Origin of the sequence: Mucilaginibacter sp., assembly GCF_041663085.1 — a bacterium.
Taxonomy (GTDB): Bacteria; Bacteroidota; Bacteroidia; order Sphingobacteriales; family Sphingobacteriaceae; genus Mucilaginibacter.
In genome coordinates, this window is record NZ_JBAZRC010000005.1 from 39,898 (window position 1) to 61,785 (window position 21,888).

Sequence of the window (21,888 nt, forward strand, 5' to 3'; positions counted from 1 at the left end):
CTTTTTATTAACAAGATGTTATGCTTTTATTAACGTCTTGTAAGTGGGTTAAAGTTCAGTTTTAAAACAGATTTCCAGGGGTTTATTTGCAAGAAAAACAACCCCGATATGAAATACATTTACTTGTACAACAAGTTTTTATTGTTCCTTTTCTTTGGCCTTCTTTGTTCATTGGCCTCATATTCTCAATCGATAAGAGGTAAAGTAACGGATGCCACCTCCAAAGAAACACTGATAGGTGCCAGTGTATTGATAAAAGAAACCGGCAGAAGCCAGCCTGTACAGCTCGACGGTTATTTTACATTTAAGAATCTTAACCCTGGTGTTTATAACCTCCAATTCCGGTTCATGTCCTACAAAACAAAAGAATTGAAAGTAATGGTTGAGACAGGGAAGCAAACTTCGTTAAACGTTGCCATGGAACCGGAATCCCGGCAAATGAATGACGTGAACATTATAGCAAATGGCGAATCTACGGACAAACGCGCACGTACGCTTGAGCGAAATGCAAACCAGGTGGTAAATATTGTTTCGGCCCACAATATCGAGATCTCGCCGGATATTACTGTGGCCAACGTCATACAAAGGGTTTCGGGCGTAACAATCGAAAGAAGCAACTCGGGCGAAGGGCGTTATCCTATCATTCGAGGCATGGAAAAACGTTATATCAATACTTTGGTAAATGGCATCAAGATCCCAAGCCCTGATAATAAGAACCGTTTTATTCCACTGGATCTGTTCCCGGCAGAATTGCTGGAACGATTGGAAGTAAGCAAAACCCTTACACCATCTATGGAAGGCGATGCTATTGGTGGCACCCTCAACCTCGTGATGAAAGATGCCCCCGCCACAACCCTATTCCAGGCAAATTTTGCAGCCGGCTACAATGCCGTATTTAGCGGCAGCCGGGATTTTCAACAATTCGACCGATCGTCCATTAATAAACGTTCGCCTGCAGAAATTAATGGCAACAGCTATGCCGCAAATCCCGCAGATTTCCCAGTTAAGAACTTGAATTTTACGCCTAAAAGCGCACCAATAAATACTAATTTCGGTATAACATTTGGCGATCGTTTTGGTAAGGATGGTAAGTTAGGTTTTTTAGTTTCTGGCAGTTTCCAAAATACCTATACAGGTAATAACTCTACCTTCTTTTTGCCAAATGCACAGCCGGGCTTAAATAATATCCCGCAATTTATTGAGCTACAATCGCGTAGTTATTCACAACAAAGCAGGCGAATCGGCGTCAACAACAAATTCGATTACAAATTCAACAACAGGAATAAAATCTCGCTGATCAATATCTTCGTTCGCCTAGATGATTATCAAAGCCGTTTGATTAGTGACACCATAGCCCTAAACTCACTGGTTGATGCTCAGGCACGGTCCAGATGGCAGTATCAGTCTATTTACAATTCTACCTTGCAAGGCGTGCACCAGTTGAATGACGCGTTAAAGTTTGACTGGTCCCTGGCTTACTCCACCGCTAATAATCATATCCCTGACCAGGCCGATTTTAGTCACGAGTACCCTGTTACCAAAACATCTACCAATACCGATATTTTGCAAGGAATGAACCGTATCTGGACGCGCAATAGCGATAAGGATTATGCGGCTTATTTAAACTTAACTGATAATTTTAACATATTTGGCAAAAAGTTTGAATTGAAATTTGGCGGGGTTGAAAGGAATAAAACCAGAGACGCCTACTACAATTCATATAGCCTAACGCCACTTTTGGGTACAAGTACATCACAGGCTTTTACTGATATAAACAGTGCGCAATATGTATTTAAGAGTACGGGCTCATCGCTTTACGTGCCAGATGGTAATACTTACACCTTTAAAGAAAATGTGGTGGCGGGTTATATTCAAGGTAAACTACAGATAACCGACAAATTGGAGGCATTAGGCGGAATACGTGTAGAACATACCCAACAAAATTATGACACCCAGTTACCGGATGCTGTAGCTTACAAAGCTGGCAAGATCCGCTATACAGACTTTTTGCCAAGCGGCGCTTTGAAATACAAATTAAAAGAAAATCAAAACTTAAGATTATCTTATTACAGGGCCTTGGCAAGACCGGGTTTTGCAGAACTGATTCCCGATGGCCAACAGGGTGAAGTTTTCAAGGAATCTGGTAACCCGGAAGGTCTAAATCACACTACTGCTGATAACATTGATTTCAGATACGAATTATTTCCGCATGATGCTGATGAAGTTTTATTAGGCGCATTTTATAAAAAGATCCAGGACCCGATTGAGTTCTCTGCCGTAAAAACAGGTGTTACCTCGCAAACACTTATTCCGCAGAACTTTGGCGATGCGCGCAACTATGGCTTCGAGGCGGTAGCAACTAAATATTTTGGCCCGGTTGGCGTTGTAGGTAACTACACTTACACCAAATCAAAGATCACTTCAGATAAACTTTTCTCCTATCGTACCGATGCGGGGCAGGTAACCTCTCGTATACAGGCAGAAACCAGGCCGCTTCAGGGGCAGAGTAACCACATTGGCAACATCGCGCTGGTTTATAAAAACCCTAAAATTGGCCTGGATGTGCAAACTGCATTTGTTTACACCGGTGCACGGATAGCCCTGGTAAGCCCCTATTACGGGCTGGATTACTGGCAAGCGCCAACCAAACAGCTGGATGTATCCGTTGAGAAACGTTTTGCTAAAAAATTCTCCTTTTACGGTAAAGTAAATAATCTTACCAATACCCCATACATTTTAGAGTTGCATCAATCCTACACCAATTATTTATCAGCACCTGGGGCAAGGCCACTATCATTACAAACGGATGCAAACAGCAAGATCATCGTACAGAAGGACTTGTTTAAAACCAATTTCTTATTTGGCATACGCTATAAATTATAATCATCATGAAAACCAAATTATATCTTCTCCTTACTTTTATTACAGTTGTAACATTGCTAAACGCTTGCAAGAAAACAGCAGATTACAAAGACCTTTCTAAAGCTGTTATGCTGATAGCGTCACCAATTAGCGATGAAGGGTGTTTAATCCCTACGGGTACTGCCACATCATTGGCTGTAAAAGGAACAATGCTTGCGGGCAAAACTTATAACGTATGCGGCAACCTGATTGTGAATGAAGGCGATACCTTGACTGTGCAGGAAGGTGTTACCGTTAATTTTAAGGGCAATTATGGCATTGGTGTAAAAGGCAGTATGGTAGTATTAGGAACACAAGCCAAGCCCGTTTATTTTACCTCGCCAGATGTTGTAAAAACAGACCAAATTGGCGCCAATCCTGCTTCAGACCCGGCGTTTGTTGGTAAATGGACCGGCATTATAGGCGGCCCTAACTGCAAAATGCTAATCATAAAATGGGCGCACATTGAATTTGGTGGGGGTACACCAAGCGGCGATATTGCCGTTTTGTCAAAAAGCCCTTACCCTATTTATTTCCAGAACCCATTCGGCATATTCGTCCTTGAAGACTCATGGTTATATGGTAGCGTAGATGATCCTATCCGAACCATCGGCGGAAAAATCGCCATCATGAGAAACACTTTTGAAAAATGCGGTTATACCGGCGGCGAAGCATTAAATGCTAAAGCCGGGACCATAGGTGATTTTGCTTATAACGTTTGTATAGGTATTGCTACTAACGGCCCTAAGTTATCTAATTCGGGTGCATTAACCGGGGTGCCCGGATCAAACGTTCGTATGTATAATAATACTATTGTAAACTGTGGTTTCAGGCGTGCAGCTGCCGGCCGCGGCGGTTCTATCAACTTTGAGCAGGATGCTGCCGGTATGGCTTATAATAACCTGATGGTGAACTGCAAGTTTGGCTTACGCGTGGTACAGAACCCGATAGCGGATACGGCAAATTTAAAGTACGGGTATAATTTCACCTATGCCGATTCAATATCTGTTGCCAACCAAATCTATCCTTCTTTGTCAGTTAGCACAGCCATATCAAAGGCACCTGCTACGGATTTTCCGTCGCCATCTACTTTTCTGCCCTCCGGCTGGAAACCCGGCGACGTTTATAACGCTAACCCTGCTATACTTAAAACAAATGATCCGCAATTTATTAATGGCCCGGTACCGTTGCCTTCAGGGGCACGGTTACGAGACATTGCTACAGTTGGCTCCTATAATTTTGCATTAAAATTGACTTCGCCATGCATAGGTAAAGGATATACTGGCTTCACACCAAAAGGCGATGTACCTATTGACCCTAAATTTGGGGCAACAGAGTTAACGCCTCCAGGTAGAGATATAGGGGCTTACCAAGTAAACGGCACTGGTAACCATCATTAATTTATAGAATTAAAGGGGCTGACGTGTAGCGTTAAGCCCCTTACATTATCGACTTATTAACAATTGCTAAAATGAGATCAGTAAAATTGATACGTATCCTGTTATTGCTATTGGTAGCTAAAAGCGCCTGCGTACAAAAAAGCAAGCACAGGGGGGTAAATATATTGTTTACTTCTGATGTACACTATGGGTTAAAAGGCTGTCTTTAGAGGTGATACAGCTGTAACAGGCCATACATTAAATGCCTCAATCATCGCAGCAATGAATTCGGTCCCTAAACTGGACTGAATTTTACGTATATCATGGCCCGGATAATAATATTAATCTCAATGTGTTTCGGGTCGGCTCGCCAATGAAGGGCAAATACTCTGGTAAAGGCGAAACAAAATTATCGTTCCAACATATCTCACTTCATATCGGCGTCGGTTTGCTAAAAAAATAACTTTTTATAAAATTTCGGAATAATTGTTTCCGGTTGGATTATTTGCCGAGAAATACGATGCTTACATAATAAATAAGCATTCTCGATAATTAAACATCTTTCAGGTTACCTAGTCGGCACCCATGGGAAAACAAAATACATAAAAAATTGATTTACAAACAACAAGATAACCATTTTATTCCATAACCCTGCACTAATAACATTATCAAAAAATAGGAAATCCTGTAAATGATTAAATTTGCAGGATTTCTTATTTAAACAATTACCAAAAAACAACCGTTTTTTTGGCAATCACCCCCCCCTTATAAATTTACCAAGGGCATTAGGAATTGTATTAATTTGCTAAAGCTTCCTTCACGTCATCATAAAGCTGCTTGTGAAATTGATTTGTTGAAGCGTCATCAATGTGCACTAAATCAAACAGCATTACGCCTTTGGTTTGCTGCTTTATCATTTTTATAGCATCTTTCATGTTTTGAATATTGCTCCATTGGGTGTTTCCCAGGTCTACCCCGCCATAATAAATATTTGCATTTTTCAACACTTGCTTTGTACCATTTATTGCCCCCTGCACAGTCCACCATCCTGCCCCGGTTAATGTTGGGGTATAATTACCTGTCATAAACATATCCAACAATTCTGCATAACCTGTATTTTTATAATTGGGAGATGCCCAACTATATCCATCGGCAGATGGATCATAAGTATTGCTGGCCCAGTTTACGCCTACACCATAGTAAGAATCATACCACGCGCCCGAATATGAGCATAGGGGCAGGTGTGGTTTTACCGACTTTACCATATCGCGGGTTTTGCTTACAAAATCGCGGATGGTTTGAGCGCGGAACTCAAGCCAGCTTTTATATTGCGGCCCGGTAACTTTTGGTGTTAACACACCGTTAACGGTAGTCCATTCTGCAACAATATCGGTTTTTGAAACAGCAGGGAGTTTAGCCCATTGCCTGAATTTTTCTAACGTAAAATCTGAAAAATCGGCGCTTATGTCATAATAACGGCAGTAATCTAATACAAACCCATCTAAATCGTAGTTAGAGATAACCTCCCTGATAAGAGACGACTCATATTCCTGCGCTAAAGGCTGCAAAGGGTTTAATAACCCATATGTGTACACATCCGTTATTTTTTTAACATCGCCTGATTGTGTAATTACCTGGCTTTGTATATCAGAAAACGAATTATCAGTAAACACCTTGCCAATGCGGTTCCCGCCATAATTCATACCCTCGGCAAAAATGCTCATAGATACAAAAACCTTAAGCCCTTTCTTTTTACCTTCGGTTATAGCATTTTTTAAATAATCAAAATCGGCAGCCTGTGTGCCCCCGTTCCATGATTTTAACTGGGTGGCTATGCCTGAGTTATAACTTACCAAGCCAGGGATACCCTTAACATCAATAACAACGCCTTTTACCCCAATATCAACAAGCTTTTGAAAAATGTTAGCCATCTTTTCTGCAGTGGCCAAACGCGAAAAATTAGCTGCTGCTTCAATCCATACAATAACAGGAGTTTTTTCAAATAGATTAGTAATTGCGGTATCTCCCCGGGTTGTTTCAGGCAGAGGGGCAACCGGTTTGGTAGGCGGTAACAGGTCATCACTGCTACGCTTGCAAGAAAATACAAAAACAGAATAAATTAGCAGGATAAGTAAATAACTAAATTTGGTTTGATCTCTCATCTTTTATTTAATAGGTATGGTTTAAAATGGATAGGATGGCATTTGTAATAACCCATCCTACCCATTACATTCTATACTTTAAAACCCATTCGGGTCAATACAACTAAGTTCATATGCCACAACTCCGCCATTTGTAACCAGGAAATATACGGTCATGGTATACCCATCGGCAGATACGCTTCCAATAGCTATATCACCGGTTACATTCCAGTTAGGCGAAGGCGATGCTATATAATCAGCAGAGCCGTCAAATACATGGAAGGCCGCATAATCACCACTTGAGGTTGATGTTGATATTTTGGCTGGGTCGGTAACATCAAATATATGCATGGCGCTACTGTAAGCGCTTGCATCGTCAACAGCAAAGTATTTAGCATTGTTAAATTCAAAATAAGCTGCGCCTCCAATATTACCACGCGGGTTGTTTATAAAACTGGAATTAAAAGAATACTGTATAGACTTTGACATGCCACTTACATAATTCATAAATGCCGGTGAGTTTGAAACAAAGTAAAAATCACTTGTTGGTAAAGCGCCCGTTGGCACTGCTTTAGCAACATAATCATACGTTTTTGAATAAGTAATTACCTCAGGGTCCTGGGAGATTATCTGACCTCCTTGCACTGTCCATTTCAGTACATTATTTGCGCCGCCAACGTTTTTACCATCAGTAGTTGCCATAATTATGGCATTGGCACTTAAATCGCCATAAACAGCCACTTTACGGCCATAAAATGCACCGGCTACACTACTCCAATCGGTGGTTCGGGCTAAAAGCTTAGGTGCAGCACTTACGTTATCCCAAACATACAGGCACACATTATTACCCGCATACAGGTTATTGATACCTACTATTTTGCCTTTACTATCATTAGCCACTGCATATATGCCGTTTACGCCGGTTACATTTAAATTCCCAGCCGGTGCGCCTGTTTTGCGGTTGTAGTATTTAATACTTGAACCACCAACCCATTCATTAGAATTTGGAAGCACAAAGTAATCGCCGCTTGTAGCGATGGATAACTGCCTGTAATCTTCAAATCCGAGGTCGCCAGATGATTTAGACCAAAGTTTTTTCACAGTACTAAAGCCCTTCGCCAGTTTTACCGGCGTGCCTAATTCTACACTAAATTCTTTGGTGGTTCCATCATCTGCCGTTACGGTGTATTTAACAGGTTTACTGTAATCATGTGCAGCAGATGGATCGGGGGATATTTTAGCGTAATATGATAGTTCAACTATGGCTGTTTGATTGCTTAAGTTGACATCGGTATACGGTATAAACACTTTGTTATTTACCACTACCCCATTTATATCTGCTTCTTTCAGTTTAAATGAAACAATCTCGGCCTTATTGCTTTTCTTTCTTACCGCTGTAATTTTATAAGCCTGCGTTTCTCCGTTTTGCGCCTTTAATGTATATGATTTTGGCGAAGACAGGTTTGTAAGGCCAAATGAAGGCATCATAATTGAACTGTTAGGAATTGTCCCGGTAACAAACAGGCTATCCAAAGATGTTTCTTTGTATGATCCTTCGGGGTAATACCAGGGTATTTCAACAGTTATTTCACTGCCATACGGCTCTGATGTAGTTGGATGAAACCCTCCCGTACCATCCGCAAAATTAACCTGCAGGGATGTTAACGTTTTTGATTCGCTTTTTAAGGCAAACTGAGGATCAATTTTGGCACAAGCCCCTATCAGGAACATACATGCTATTGTAAGTATTGAGTTAAATAATTTTTTCATGCGTTTAGGTCTGTTATTACCATCCTTTAATTTGTGTAATGGCCGGGTTATTTACGAGTTCGGAAGACAGGATTGGGAATGCATAAAGTTTTGCCGGAAATTGGCGTGGAGCATCATCACAAGTGATGTAGTTATACTGATATCCGCTATCCGTATTTATTATCTTAATACCATGGACATATTTGCCTGTAAGGGTGTTTTCGGCGTCCTTCCACCTCCTTAAATCCCAATAATGCTGCCCTTCGCCTGCCAGTTCAATAGTCCTTTCCTTCTTAATCTGAGCAAGCAGCGCAGTCCCGCTTAAGTTAAGCGCTGGTAATCCGGCCCTGTTACGTACAGCATTAATACCCTTATTAGCATCCGGCGCATTGCTCAAATTAAATGCCGCCTCAGCAAAATTCAGGTATACTTCTGCCAGCCTTATCTCAACCAAAGGTTGCGAACTGGAAATATTAACCAGGTCTGTATGATTTTCATCCACATACTTTTTTAAATAATACCCGGTAACAGAAGCTCCTCTGTTACTTCCACCGGCTGGCGGGTAAGCCGTCCAACCGTCTTTACCATCAACAAATGTTTCAATGGTTCGCCCTTTCCATTCTGCACCGTTATATAATACTGTAGCCTTAAAACGTGGTTCAAGGGTTTCCCAGGGTGGTGTGGCAGTTACGTCGCTGGCGTGCCATGCGGCCCAGTTAACAGTACCGCCACCGGCTTTTTCATACATTTCAACCAACTCCTGGGTAGGTTCAACATCACCTCCAAACTGATATAAGGCATCATCTCCACCAGGGCTTACAATAGCATCGTATGAGTGGGCTAATTTAGGATAGCTGTATTTAAATTCAAGGATGGCCTCTTTATTCCCGCTAAAATAAGAGCCAAAAGCGCCCGAATAAGAGTCATTAAGGCCGTATTTACTCATTTTCAACACCTTATCGGCAGCATCATAAGCAGACTGCCACCTCTGGGCATAAAGCATAGCCCTCGATTTCATGGCATAAGCCGAGCCCTTTGTAATACGCCCGGCATCAGCAGCCGTTTCGGGCAAATTTAGTGCAGCATAGTCCAGGTCTGCTTCAACTACGTTCCAGCAATCGTTTGCCGAACTAAGGGGATGGCTGGCTTCTGTTGTTAATTCAGTAATAAGAACCACACTACCATGGTTCCTCATTAATAAGAAGTACAAATACCCCCTAAAAAACCTTGCTTCGGCCGCTAAGTTTACTTTTACACCGGCAGGCAGATTGCTTTTATCCAAACCGGTCATAAATTCATTAATAAGCCTGATATAATAGTAAGCGTTACTCCAGATATCTAATGAATTCTGATCAGATGTGATTAACCCCGGCGAGGTAGCATACAAATTAGCAATAGCGCCGTTTGAGCCTATTGTGCTGCCGGCCGTTTTCATAATGTCTGTTAACCCATCGGTATACATGTTGCCCGATAGGTAAGCACTACCAAACAAACCATAATAATTAAGAATTGGATAAAAAGAGTTTACATACAATTTTGCGTTGGCTTCACTGGAAAAAGCCACACTTTCTGAGTATTTATCGGTGGGCTTAGGTTCCAAAAAGTTTTTACAAGAGGTAACCAATAGTATTACCATTAAACTTGTTATATAGAGAATATTTTTTTTCATTGTCGTATAATTTAGAAGGTTATGGAAACACCCAGGCTGTATGTTTTTTGTTGCGGATAATAACCGTTACTTACGCTTGGCGCTTCAGGATCAAGGTATTTAAACGCAGATGAAGTAAACACATTCATTGCTGCTGCATATATCCGCGCTTCGCCAAGACCAAGTTTTGTTTTTAGCAATTTGGGTAGGTTATATGCCAGCTGAACGTTTTTTAACCGCAAATAAGCACCGTTAACTATCCACATAGATGAAGCCCAATTATTGTTTGACCGCCATTGATTATCAAGCCTTGGATATTTACCTGATGTGTTGGCCGGGGTCCATGAGTTTTCTACTAAATATTTAGGGGTGTTACCGCCATTATAAAATGTGCGGGTAAACTGTGTATCATCCCAACCAATCCCGTCATAATACCCCATTAATGCGTTGTCGCAAATAGCTGCACCCTGTACCAGGAATGAAAGGTCGAAGTTTTTGTAGCTCGAGCTAAAATTAAAGCTGTAATTCAATTCGGGGATGCTGCTTCGCCCAATAACAGTTACATCCTGCTCATACGATATTTTACCATCGCCGTTAATATCCTTAAATTTAATATCACCGGCCTTTGCAGATGTGCTAACTACAGGAGACGACTTAGCCTCGGCATCACTTTGAAACAAGCCTAATGCAACCAAACCAGTTTTAGCCCCGATTGATCTGCCAATGAGGCTTTGATATTCGGGAATATCAGCCGACTGATCCATACTTAGTATACGGTTGTGGGCCCAACTTACACTGCCTGTAATGGCATAAGAAAAATCATTTACCTTGTTTTTATGGTTTATTACCAATTCAAGGCCGCGGTTGTCAACTTTACCCGAGTTAACCGTTGTTGGGTAATATCCGCCAATAGATGGTGGATAGGTGTTGGATACGCTGGTAAGTATATTGGTAGTTAACTTGTAAAAACCATTAAGCTCGGCGCTAAGCAGGCCGTGCCAAAATTCTATGTTTAACCCAATGTTTGAGGTTTTTGCTTTTTCCCAGGTTAAATTTGTATTTGGATAAGATGTTGGCAACATACCATTTACGTTACCCCCGCCAAGGTTTGCAACCGGGCTGCCGGATACATTCATAAATCTCAGGTATTCATATGACCCACTTGTAACATCATTACCCAGTATCCCGAAAGATGCTGTCAGTTTTAAATTTGACACTGCTGTATGCCATTGCTTGAAGAAATTTTCTTCAGAAATACGCCAACCGGCAGACACTGACGGAAAAAAACCATACCTGTTATTGGCAGGGAAGTTAGTTGAAGCATCAACACGGCCCGAAAACTCAGCTAAATAACGGTTATCATAGGTATAATTTACCCTGCCTACATAGCCAAGGCGATTAACGGTAGTATTACTTCCGTACGGTTTATTGGGGTTGTCTTTAGCAAAGCCAAACTGGTCAAGGTCTGTAAGATCAAAATTCTGTGCAGATGCACCTAAACCGGTTGTATTATAGCTAGACTGCTCGGCTACAATCAAAGCGTCGACAGCGTGCTTTTTGTTAAAGGTTTTACTATAGTTTATAAACTCCTGCATTGTCCAGCGGGATGATTGCGTATAGCTCTCGCTCAACATTGCAATGGTACCGTAGGGCGAGGCGGTTTCATATAAAGATGAATTGCCGCTTGCGGGGTCTGCTGTCCATAATGTATAGGGGGTGTAAAATGATTTTGTATGATAAAAGTTTTTATCATAACTCCCTACAACTTTAAATGATAAACCATCTAAAAACGATGGTTTGTATTTTAAAGACAAACTACTTTGTACGCCTGTATTATCATTGTTATTATAACCAGACAGGTCGCGTGCAGCGAGTGGGTTATCGCCCGATAACAGCGACGATGTTAAGTATCTGCCATCGGGTGTTTTTGCATTTAGGTAAGGATGGGCAATAATGATCTGGTTCATCAGATTGGTTGATACTGAACTGCCGTTACCGGTAAAATTAGATACCTGCGGGCTGTTTGCCCCGGCAACATTGCCGGCCACATCAAGCGAAATAGAGAAATCTTTGGTTACGGTAGCATCCAAATTGGTTCTAAGGTTATACCTTTTATAATCAACCCCCTCTATTATTCCTTGTTGATTAAGGTACCCTAACGAAGTAAAATATTTAACAGACTGGTTTCCCCCTCTCAATGTAAGGTTATGCTGCATGGTTGGCGCTGTTGATTTCAGCACTTCTTTCATCCAGTTGGTATTGCCGTAAATCCCGTCAGGATCGCCATTATTTACTTTATCGACAACTGATTGAGAAAATGTATTGCTGCGGCCATTTATTTCATCAGCATAATTATACCAGTTTACAAATTCCTTTCCGTTTAAATACTCGGGCATACGGGTATTTGAGCTTAGCGTATAGGAGGTTGCATACGTAAAAGTAGGCTTACCGTCTTTCCCTCTTTTAGTAGTTACCAGTATAACACCAGTTGCGCCCCTTACACCGTAAACAGCTGCAGATGCTGCATCTTTTAATATAGTTACCGATTCAATTTCTGAGGGATCAAGATTATTAAATGACCTTTCAACACCATCAACCAAAATAAGTGGCGAGTTTTTATTTAACGAGCTAAACCCTCTTACATACAGGTTAACCTGGTCTGAGCCGGGCAACCCGGATGATTGGTTGGTTATTAAGCCCGGCAACCTGCCAACTAATGCCTGCGACAAGTTGGTTACCGGTACCTTGGTTAACTCCTCTGCCTGTACTGATGCAACAGAACCCAGTAGAGAGGCTCGTTTTTGGGTACCATAACCAACAATTACCACCTCGTTTAAATTACTTGATGAAACCTTCATGATCACATTAAGGTTATTATCAGCCGATGTTGTGACCTCTTTTGGGGCAAACCCCATATAAGTAAAAACCAAAGTAGCAGGGGCTTTTGTTGCCTGTACGCTAAATTTGCCATTATCATTTGTTACTGTAATTTGCTTTTCGCCTTTAACAGATACAGTTACACCGGGCAAAGTTTGGTTCTGCTCATCTTTTACAGTACCACTAATACTAACGCTTTGTGCCCAGGCTACACCAACGGGGCACATTAGCATAAGGCAGCAAAAGCTCCAATAGAATAATTTTTGTCGTAAAAAAAACTTCATACACATTAATTTAAAAGGTTTACTTATAAGGACAACTATATAAAAAGGCCGCATTTCCATTCATTTTACTGAAACAGAAACCTATATATCAAAGCACTAGCATCTACAAAACCATTACTGTATTGAATAAAAGCATCGGAGGACAATTATTGAGGCAAGAATAACACTGCTTAAAGATGTTAGTGAACGACCTACCCAATTAATAATTTTTTTTAATAATTAACATAAATCGCTCTTTATAACATCTCCTAAATCAGCCTATTGCTGTTAAAACAAACCAAATCTATCTCTTCAACAATCTCTCTATCACAAATTTATAATATATTTATTAAAAACAAAGAGATAATTAATAAATTTTATTACTAAGTTTAAACCAGCATAAGCCACAGAAAATGAGCTCCGGAACAGCTACCATGTAAAAATAAAAGCCTAAGGATAAGTGAGAAGAAACAAACAGTTTGTTACCTAAGCGCTGCATGCACGCGGAGGCTTATTGATTTTTTTTACTAAGTACTAAAAGATGCCGTAAAAATGAGGATAACTCACGAAATATTGTGGTTAATTGGGCTTGTGCAGCACCCGATGACTACTGATTTGCAAGCATTTGGCTTATACATCAATTACAGCAATATCCTTTGCGCTTCAAAAAATTAGTCCATATAATATAAGCACCCGCTGTGAGGTGGATACCATCATATGTAAATTTAACCGGCATCTGCCCAGTTCCGTCTGCAAGGAGGGAGTGAATATCTACATAGGTAATATTAAACGCAGCTGCCATATTTTTAAGCCGGGCGTTCATTACTTTAATTTCGGCATTAGTACCTGTGTAATACTGCCTGTTAATTAATGTATCATTAATTGGCAATACACTCTGAATGTACAATATCGTATGTGGCAAAGCAGTTTTTAGCTTTGTAATTATTTTTGTGTAATTATTAATAGTATTAGCAAGGGGTATTTTACGGCCAATGTCATTCACCCCTATCATGATAAATATTTTTCGAGGCTTTTCATTTATAAGCTCATCCAGCCTTGCCAATATCCCATAGCTAATATCGCCGGCAATACCCCTGTTTTTTACTGCAGGGCATTGCAAAAGTTCAGCCCAATCACCCCAATGTGTAATACTATTCCCTAAAAATACAATACCACCTTTGGTAACAGGCAATTCTTTAAAATAGGCAACACGCTGATCATACAAGTAATTATGATATACAGAGTCAATAGCTTTATTTTTAGTAGTATTCTGGGCGTATATAATTTGGCTGAAACATACACCTAAAACAAAAAGCAGTGTTATTTTATACATCTTTTTTATTATTTAATATCAACCGGAACCAAAACAAGAGGCACAGGCAAACAGGATGCACCGGGAGGCGAATAAGTAATATGAATGGTTTGCTCCTCTCCATTTTTTGATGAGGTAAAAACCTGTACTACAATAGCTTCTGGCGCAGCTGTGGTAATCAGGCTATCAACAGGCAACTGAATAATACCCTCCTTATACTTTCCATTACTAACCACCATACTGGTACCCATACCACTACACCACTGGCTATTGCCCGAACTGGAATTCCAGATAACCAGGGCAAGGCCTTTACCATTGGTGCTTTTCCATTTAACTTCAATATTATACATCACCCCGTAATTACCAGCCAACTGAACCGGCTCACCCGAAACACCTTCATATCCCGTCACCCATTTGTCTTTTACACCATCGGCCAGCATAATTTGAACAGGGCCACTATCGGTATTATAAACACCATCGGTTGTTATTTGGTAATTACTTACTCCAAATAAGCCACGGCCGGCATTCTGATGGCTACGGGGTATTACATTTTTTATTTTATTTAAAACTGCAGCCCCTTTTAACTTTGGATCTGCCTGCACAACTGAAACCTCACCCGGCTGATCGATAACAAACTCGTATATTCCATGCACCAACTCGTCATATTTAGCAATATAGTTTTCCAGTTTCTCATCAATAGAAATAGCCGCGCCAGGCATTATAACCTTAACCACACCCTCATCTTTTGATGCGAAATAATCAGCAAGGCCCTGCTTACCAATTTTAAAATAATTATTGCTTGGCACCTGAGATGAATATTTTAACATCCGCATATGCATGGGGCTTTTACCTGTATTTTTTAAAATAGCGGTAATCTTTCTGTCCATCTTAAACGGCTGTACCACACCGTTAACATTATATACATACAATCTTACTGTACCTGGCTGCACGCGCTCCTTCGAAGCAATAGCGTCAGGGATACGCACATATTCAGGATCGTCAGAAATAATAAACTGCGGGCCGGGCAGCACTACTTTTTGATAGTCTATAAACGGTATTTTTTGCGTGAGGAAATTTTCCAATTTAACTATCCCACCCTGTTTAGCATGCCATATTGCAGTATTCTGTTCAGCGGTAAGCTGCTGGCCGTAAGCAATTACACCATGAAACAAAAGAGCAGTTAACACCAGCCTTGCGGATACTTTTTTGCTGAGGAATACATTTTTCATATTAAAACGGATAAAGTTTAAACAGTACAATTACAACCCGAGGTAAATTCAGGCATCTAAAAGATAACGATGTGGCATCATGAACACTACGCGCCGGCAACCTATTAAGAGGCTCTGACTTTTGATTTATACCCATTTACACCGTAAAAAACGATGTATAAATAGCAGATAACGGGAATAATAAATGTTATTTTCCAGTCGAAATTATCTTTTATAATACCCATAGCATAAGAGACTATTGCACCACCTGCTATTGCTGTTGACAGCAACCCCGAGCCTTTAGCCGTATGCGAACCCAAACCATCTACCGATAGTGAAAAAATAATGGCAAACATCACTGAATTAAACAGGCCGACAGCTATCATGGCCCAAACCGCCAACAGCCCGGTAGTATTAACTGATATTATAATTAAGCCAACAGCAGCTATACCACAAATAACAAGCACCAACTGTGGCTTCAATGCCTTCAAAACAATTGCGCCCAAAAGGCGACCTACAAGCATGCTACCCCAGTAAAACGCTACATAGTTATTAGCATCATGAACCTCTACAGAAAGCGTTTCGGCAACATAGTTGGTAAGAAATGTACCTACCGAAACCTCGGCACCCACGTAAAAAAAGATTCCTAAAATACCAAAGTTGAGGTTCCGGAACGAAAAAACGCTTCCCCCCTCTTTTTGCTGGGGGCTATTAGCAGATGAGCCAATAACGGGCAGATTTAAACGCGATACAATTACTGCTATTAAAATAAGCAACACCGCAATACCCAAATACGGATACTTCACCGCTTCGCTGCCCATATTTTTATGTTGCAATTGGGAAAGAATAAAATAAGCCCCAAAAATTGGTGCTACAGTAGTACCCAATGAACCTACACCCTGGATAAGTGTTAGTCTGGATGAAGCTGTTTTAGCGGGTCCAAGTATGGTAACATAAGGGTTGGCAGCTACTTGTAACAGCACAATACCAATAGCTATAATAAACAATGCGCCCAGAAACAAAGAATACTGATGGAATACAGATGCCGGATAAAATAACATGGCACCTATTGCCGCTATTGAAAACCCGGTAACCATACCCATTTTATACCCAATACGGTCTACTATTTTACCCGCAGGGATAGATACCAAACCATAGGTTAAAAAGAAATAGAACTGCACAAGTGATGATTGTGAGTAACTTAATGAAAACCCGGCCTTAAAATAAGGAACCAGTGTGTCATTCAAACACGTTATTGCCCCCATCATAAAGTACAGCACCCCTAACGATACCAGCGCCGGTACATAATTTTGCTTGCTGCCCGGATAAGAGTCAATAACCTTGCCCTGAAAAGGTATGTTTGCCATTATGCGTTGATTAATTTGGGGTTTTCCTGCATTTCTGCCAGCGACTGTAAAACATTGCTACATTGCAATAACCCCCGTGGGATATGGAAGCACCCTTTCCATTTGCCGCCCTTTAATTGCATTAATACTTGGCCCTGGCGGTTAAGATAGCCAAACCATTCTCCATTTTCTGCATCCGGAAAATGAGCGAAGGTATAATCGTGCACTTTCTTAAACCATGCTAAACAACGCTCATCATTTGTATGATAATACCCTTTAATAAGCGTTATCAATGTTTCTATATGTACCCACCACAATTTCTGGTCCCACTCCAGTTGAAGTGGCGGATGGCCTTTGACGTCTTTAAAATAAAATATACCGCCAAATTCTTCGTCCCAGCCGTAAACCAATGTATCAATTGCTATATCTACCGCTTTTTTCATCAACTGACTGTCTTTTTTACGATTAGCCAGATCCATAATAAACCACATGGCCTCTAAAGAATGCCCGGGATTAACCAAACGGCCGTCAAATGAATCGGAGAAATCGCCATTAGGGGTAACGCTCTCCAATATTAACCCAAGGTCGGGCTGATAAAAAACATCCATTACTTTTTCAATGCCTTCATTTATAGTCTTGTCAACAATCTTAGCATCGAGCAAAAACTCCATTTCTAACACCAGGTTACACAGTATCATTGGCAACGAGAAACCCTGCAATGGCCGCGTACCGGGAAAAGCTTTGTTATACACCCCTTTCGGGTCATCTTTCTTTTTAAGAATGTTATTAAATGTATCAATAGCAACAGTTTTATACAGCTCATTTTGCGTAGCCTTATAAAGCTGGGCAAATGCCATAGCAGCAAAACAATCTGAAAATATATTGTAAGGCTGGGTTAGCGGCACCCCGCTGCGGTTAAGGGAGAAATACCAGTTGCCATTGGTATCGCGCCCATGTTTAAGTAAAAAAACTGCACCATGTAAAGCAAAATCCAACCACTCCTGCTTTTGCTCTACATTGTTATAAAGCATGGCAAAAGTCCAAACCTGGCGCCCCTGCAACCAAACAAATTTATCAGTATCAAAAACTTCCCCTTTAGTATCCAAACAGGTAAAGTATCCTCCTAGTTCATCATCTGCCGAATTATTAAGCCAAAAAGGTATAACATCATTTAATAAATTATCGCGATAGATCTTCGCGTATTCACTAAACATTATTGCATTATTTATCATATATGATTAAAGTTTGTTTTAAGGATACTAATTAAAAGCTAAGTAATAAATAATTTTATTAAGATACAATATATTTATAATTTTTATTATAAAGTAGAATGAACATTATTTACCCGTAAAATGAGACGCTTTTCCTCAGCGTCTATTTATACCTGTAACCTTCCATTAAGTATGGCGATTATTAAAAAACACTAATTAAATACTGTTATACCCTTGCTCGTACCCAGGTAAATAGCATTCTTGTAAGCAGTGATTGCTTGTATCCGATCATCAATCAGGGCACTATTTTTAACATTAAAAGTTTTCCAATTTTTCCCATCAAAAACATTTACCCCCTTATTGGTACCCGCCCAAATATTACCCTTTGCATCAACACCTAACGAGAGGATCAAATCTGATGACAAACCGGAATTTTCTACATTATAAACTATCCACGTATTACCGCTAAGCCGCGCAAGGCCGCTACAGGTACCTATCCATATATCACCTTTATCATCAGCCAATAAGGCATACACATTATTATCAGGCAGCTTGCTATTTGCCTTGTTATATAAACGCCATAACTTATCATCAAACAAACTAAGCCCATGATAGCTCCCAAACCACATCCTGTTTTTATTATCGGGCAAAATAGCAAGGATAGAATTATCACCAAGCGCAACATTGCCCGCCTTATAATTAATCCATCCATCTTTACCCGATCTTAAAACGCCCGCGCTAAAATCCCCTACCCATATTTCACCTTTATTATCGGCAGTTACTACATTAGCTGAACCTGAGGGCGCGGCTGCTTTAATTGATTCCCATTTTTTCCCGTCCACACTTGCATGCACTCCCCCGCCCCATAGCGCTGTCCATATCTTATCGTGCTTGTCAATAAAAAAAGACTGCATATAAATATTAGCGGCACCACTAAGCAGCCATTCATTTTGCTCCTTTTTATACAAACCATATGATGTGGCCACCCACATTGCGCCCTTACTATCAAATTTAATACCTACAATATCATTAGCAGGCGAAAAATCCTGCTTAATTCTGTAGTTTAAACTATGTTTTTGCGCACTTATATTTAATACAAAACCAAGCATTAAAATTATGACAGGGAATATTTTTTTCATTATGGGATTTGGTGATCGTTAGATTTAGCTAATTAATTTATTGCTGTACTTTAAGCCAGTCCATATAATTCCTATATAATTTTTCAGAATCAGGGTGACCTGCAGCAGCTATCGAACCAGGCTTATTCATCAACCCCATGTACTGGTAAATTAAAATATGCTCAACAAACGGCGAGATATCTTCCATTTGTTTTAAAACCCTGTCGAAACCGGCCGGTACTAACGCACTATTATAAACCTCTCCTTCAAACTCAAATATTTCCATATCAGCCCAAAGCCTTGACCGGCCCGCCTTTTGGTGCGATTTATAAAGGGTTTCGTAATATTTACCTGCAGTACCTACCCTTGTTTTTTTAACACCTATCTCATCCTGGTAAGCTACTATATCAATATCAAGCTTATCAAGCTGGCTTACATACTTATCGTCAAAACGGACAGATTTTGTACCATAAGGAGCAATAAGATTAACTGAACGGGGTGTTAACTTTTTAGCTACCCGGTTGCATTCGTTTACATATTTAATAGTTGTATCATCAACCGTATGCCAAAAACCCGACTCGTTGGGATAATACCAACCATAAAAACTTTTATGATGAGCATACTTGCCGGCTATTTCTTCCATGCCTTTTTCACGAAGACGCGCCAAAGCAGGGTCAGACATCATTTTGCCTGTTTCTGTCCAGTCGGTCCAGAAGTCGTTACTTACAAAAAATTTAACCCCGCATTCGTCTGCTGCTGATAAAACAGCTTCAAGCGGGTCGGTACAAGCATACTCATACCTGGGCTGTAAAGCCGAAGGATAAAAAGTTTTCCCATTATTGGCAACAGACATGAGCACAAGGTACTCCATCCCGGCTTCGCTCATTTCCAGCACTTTTGCCCTCCATTGCGCTTCGGTAAAATTAGGTAAGGCCGGATTCCAGTATTTACCCTCGGCATCAGATCCATGAGCAAATTCAAACCACGATCCAGAAATTGCCTTTATATTAGGATTACGCTTAAACCCTCCAGGCGATGCTGCAAACGTTTGATTTAAAAACGCCAAAGAAGCAGCCGTGAGGCCGCTACTTTTTATAAACTGTCTTCTATCCATGAATTAATGTTTAACTATTAACAAGTTCAAATAAAGTTTTCACCTTATGGCTATCACAAAACTAATTTTTAATTTTAAAAATCAAAAAGAAAATAATTTTTTTTATAATGTATAACTATATTTAATATAATTTTACAAAACTTATAATATGGGAGAATTAACGTGTTCGGATATATTCAGTTTGAGTAAATTTATATATCCAATTAATTGTATTTGACCGTATAGTTAATGAATCGCATTTGTTAATTTTTTTCGTAAGTGTTAACTTTCATATATTTTTTCCACTTTTACAAATGACCTTTTTTAAAGAAATCAACGACGAAACTATTACAGGCGTTGCCTATAAAAATGTTTATCTTAAAAAATCAATCATATCGTATCTTGCCAATAACGGGGTTTGCACTATTCCTGAATTAAGTAAGGAGTTTAATTTAAGTGTACCGAAAGTAACCCACATTATTACAGATCTGATTGCAGACGGGCTATTGAAAGACCATGGCAAATTGGGGTCTAAAGGTGGAAGGCGGCCACATACTTATGGGCTGATACCCGAATCGGGTTTTTTCCTGGGGGTTGATGTTAAGCAAAGCCATATAAACCTGGGGTTAATGAACCTGCAAAAAAACCTGGTTAAAATTTCAGAAAATATCCCTTACGAACTAAACAACAACCAGGAATCGCTTAAATCGTTATGTAAACTCATCAAAACATTTATAAAAGAATCGGCAATTCCTGTAAATAAAATACTGGGGCTTGGCTTAAACCTTACCGGCCGTGTAAACTGCGCTACGGGTTACAGTTATAGCTTTTTCCATTTTAATGAAGAGCCCTTAAGTAAAATAATAGAATCAGAAATTGGCTTAAAAACCTTTTTAGAAAATGATTCGAGGGCGATGGCTTATGGCGAGTTTAACGCAGGCGTGGTTAACGGTGAAAAAAACGTTATCTTTTTAAACCTGGATCATGGCTTAGGCATGGGTGTAATGATTAACAGCCAGCTTTATTACGGAAAATCGGGGTTTGCAGGCGAATTTGGGCATATACCTTTATTTAACAATGAGATAATTTGCCATTGTGGGAAGAAGGGCTGTCTGGAAACTGAAGCTTCGGGCTGGGCACTTACCAAGCTATTCAAAGAAAGCATCGAATCTGGTTCATCCACTACCATAACACAACAAAACCACACATCGTCCACCATTCGTTTAGAAGATATTATTGAGGGAGCCAAAAACGACGATTTTTTATCTATTGACCTTATTGCTCAAATTGGCGAAAAATTGGGTCGGGGTATCGCGCTTTTAATCAATATTTTCAATCCCGAACTGGTGATCCTGGGCGGTAGCCTTGCCTCCACAGGCGATTATATTCGCCTCCCTATCAAGAGTGCTATCAACAAGTATTCCCTTAGCCTCGTAAATAATGATACACAATTAAAAATATCAAAACTGGGTGAAAAAGCCGGAATAATTGGGGCGTGCCTGTTGGTTAGAAACAGGTTGCTTGATTTAAATTGATTTTATTGATTGCTGTTATGAACATTTGCCATTGCATTATTAGTAGAACTTATAAATCCTGCTACTCACAGTGTTAATTTTATTTGACAGATAGCCTAAGTCATGAC

Annotated in this window: 14 protein-coding genes; 4 read left to right on the forward strand and 10 right to left on the reverse strand. The window is 40.1% G+C overall.

What is annotated here, in order from left to right:
* Window positions 1–108 precede the first annotated feature (108 nt).
* From WC615_RS02965 to WC615_RS02975, 3 genes are all read left to right on the forward strand, one after another.
* Window positions 109–2,883, forward strand: a complete 2,775-nt coding sequence (locus WC615_RS02965; protein WP_372976655.1) for a TonB-dependent receptor domain-containing protein — start codon at window positions 109–111, stop codon at window positions 2,881–2,883.
* A 5-nt stretch (window positions 2,884–2,888) separates the two neighbouring features.
* Window positions 2,889–4,301, forward strand: coding sequence for a hypothetical protein (locus tag WC615_RS02970; RefSeq protein WP_372976656.1), 1,413 nt, complete (start codon window positions 2,889–2,891; stop codon window positions 4,299–4,301).
* Window positions 4,302–4,372: 71 nt separating this feature from the next.
* Window positions 4,373–4,510 (forward strand): hypothetical protein, encoded by a 138-nt coding sequence (locus WC615_RS02975; protein WP_372976657.1) that lies wholly within the window; start codon window positions 4,373–4,375, stop codon window positions 4,508–4,510.
* A gap of 567 nt (window positions 4,511–5,077) precedes the next feature.
* Here the strand turns inward: WC615_RS02975 and WC615_RS02980 are convergent.
* The 10 genes from WC615_RS02980 to WC615_RS03025 all read right to left on the reverse strand — a co-directional run bounded on the left by WC615_RS02980 (window position 5,078) and on the right by WC615_RS03025 (window position 20,267).
* The gene (locus WC615_RS02980) at window positions 5,078–6,442 is read right to left on the reverse strand and encodes an alpha amylase family protein (protein ID WP_372976658.1); all 1,365 of its coding nucleotides are present in this window, start codon (window positions 6,440–6,442) and stop codon (window positions 5,078–5,080) included.
* 78 nt (window positions 6,443–6,520) lie between these two features.
* On the reverse strand, window positions 6,521–8,191 hold the full coding sequence (locus tag WC615_RS02985; RefSeq protein WP_372976659.1) for a DUF5018 domain-containing protein: 1,671 nt from the start codon (window positions 8,189–8,191) through the stop codon (window positions 6,521–6,523).
* A 16-nt stretch (window positions 8,192–8,207) separates the two neighbouring features.
* Window positions 8,208–9,839, reverse strand: a complete 1,632-nt coding sequence (locus tag WC615_RS02990; RefSeq protein WP_372976660.1) for a RagB/SusD family nutrient uptake outer membrane protein — start codon at window positions 9,837–9,839, stop codon at window positions 8,208–8,210.
* 11 nt (window positions 9,840–9,850) lie between these two features.
* Window positions 9,851–12,922 carry a SusC/RagA family TonB-linked outer membrane protein gene (locus WC615_RS02995; protein ID WP_372976661.1) on the reverse strand — a complete coding sequence of 1,024 codons (3,072 nt, stop codon included), beginning with the start codon at window positions 12,920–12,922 and terminating at the stop codon, window positions 9,851–9,853.
* 673 nt (window positions 12,923–13,595) lie between these two features.
* Window positions 13,596–14,291 (reverse strand): GDSL-type esterase/lipase family protein, encoded by a 696-nt coding sequence (locus WC615_RS03000; RefSeq protein WP_372976662.1) that lies wholly within the window; start codon window positions 14,289–14,291, stop codon window positions 13,596–13,598.
* Window positions 14,292–14,299: 8 nt separating this feature from the next.
* On the reverse strand, window positions 14,300–15,499 hold the full coding sequence (locus WC615_RS03005) for a copper amine oxidase (RefSeq protein WP_372976663.1): 1,200 nt from the start codon (window positions 15,497–15,499) through the stop codon (window positions 14,300–14,302).
* A 104-nt stretch (window positions 15,500–15,603) separates the two neighbouring features.
* Window positions 15,604–16,845 (reverse strand): sugar MFS transporter, encoded by a 1,242-nt coding sequence (locus WC615_RS03010; RefSeq protein ID WP_372976664.1) that lies wholly within the window; start codon window positions 16,843–16,845, stop codon window positions 15,604–15,606.
* A complete protein-coding gene (locus WC615_RS03015; RefSeq protein ID WP_372976665.1) occupies window positions 16,845–18,056 on the reverse strand; it encodes an AGE family epimerase/isomerase in 1,212 nt (403 codons plus the stop codon). The genes WC615_RS03010 and WC615_RS03015 overlap by 1 nt, the downstream gene beginning before the upstream one ends.
* Before the next feature lie 191 nt (window positions 18,057–18,247).
* On the reverse strand, window positions 18,248–19,174 hold the full coding sequence (locus WC615_RS03020; RefSeq protein WP_372976666.1) for a two-component regulator propeller domain-containing protein: 927 nt from the start codon (window positions 19,172–19,174) through the stop codon (window positions 18,248–18,250).
* A gap of 37 nt (window positions 19,175–19,211) precedes the next feature.
* Window positions 19,212–20,267, reverse strand: coding sequence for a DUF4434 domain-containing protein (locus WC615_RS03025; RefSeq protein ID WP_372976667.1), 1,056 nt, complete (start codon window positions 20,265–20,267; stop codon window positions 19,212–19,214).
* Between the two features lie 293 nt (window positions 20,268–20,560).
* On the opposite strand from WC615_RS03025, the gene WC615_RS03030 reads away from it, so the two are divergent.
* A complete protein-coding gene (locus WC615_RS03030) occupies window positions 20,561–21,781 on the forward strand; it encodes an ROK family transcriptional regulator (protein ID WP_372976668.1) in 1,221 nt (406 codons plus the stop codon).
* Window positions 21,782–21,888 lie beyond the last annotated feature (107 nt).

What these genes read in the sequence shown, in the direction of transcription:
- WC615_RS02965 (WP_372976655.1), top strand. Translation starts at nt 109, where the DNA reads ATGAAATACATTTACTTGTACAACAAGTTTTTATTGTTCCTTTTCTTT.
- WC615_RS02970 (WP_372976656.1), top strand. Translation starts at nt 2,889, where the DNA reads ATGAAAACCAAATTATATCTTCTCCTTACTTTTATTACAGTTGTAACA.
- WC615_RS02975 (WP_372976657.1), top strand. Translation starts at nt 4,373, where the DNA reads ATGAGATCAGTAAAATTGATACGTATCCTGTTATTGCTATTGGTAGCT.
- WC615_RS02980 (WP_372976658.1), bottom strand. Translation starts at nt 6,442, where the DNA reads ATGAGAGATCAAACCAAATTTAGTTATTTACTTATCCTGCTAATTTAT.
- WC615_RS02985 (WP_372976659.1), bottom strand. Translation starts at nt 8,191, where the DNA reads ATGAAAAAATTATTTAACTCAATACTTACAATAGCATGTATGTTCCTG.
- WC615_RS02990 (WP_372976660.1), bottom strand. Translation starts at nt 9,839, where the DNA reads ATGAAAAAAAATATTCTCTATATAACAAGTTTAATGGTAATACTATTG.
- WC615_RS02995 (WP_372976661.1), bottom strand. Translation starts at nt 12,922, where the DNA reads ATGTGCCCCGTTGGTGTAGCCTGGGCACAAAGCGTTAGTATTAGTGGT.
- WC615_RS03000 (WP_372976662.1), bottom strand. Translation starts at nt 14,291, where the DNA reads ATGTATAAAATAACACTGCTTTTTGTTTTAGGTGTATGTTTCAGCCAA.
- WC615_RS03005 (WP_372976663.1), bottom strand. Translation starts at nt 15,499, where the DNA reads ATGAAAAATGTATTCCTCAGCAAAAAAGTATCCGCAAGGCTGGTGTTA.
- WC615_RS03010 (WP_372976664.1), bottom strand. Translation starts at nt 16,845, where the DNA reads ATGGCAAACATACCTTTTCAGGGCAAGGTTATTGACTCTTATCCGGGC.
- WC615_RS03015 (WP_372976665.1), bottom strand. Translation starts at nt 18,056, where the DNA reads ATGATAAATAATGCAATAATGTTTAGTGAATACGCGAAGATCTATCGC.
- WC615_RS03020 (WP_372976666.1), bottom strand. Translation starts at nt 19,174, where the DNA reads ATGAAAAAAATATTCCCTGTCATAATTTTAATGCTTGGTTTTGTATTA.
- WC615_RS03025 (WP_372976667.1), bottom strand. Translation starts at nt 20,267, where the DNA reads ATGGATAGAAGACAGTTTATAAAAAGTAGCGGCCTCACGGCTGCTTCT.
- WC615_RS03030 (WP_372976668.1), top strand. Translation starts at nt 20,561, where the DNA reads ATGACCTTTTTTAAAGAAATCAACGACGAAACTATTACAGGCGTTGCC.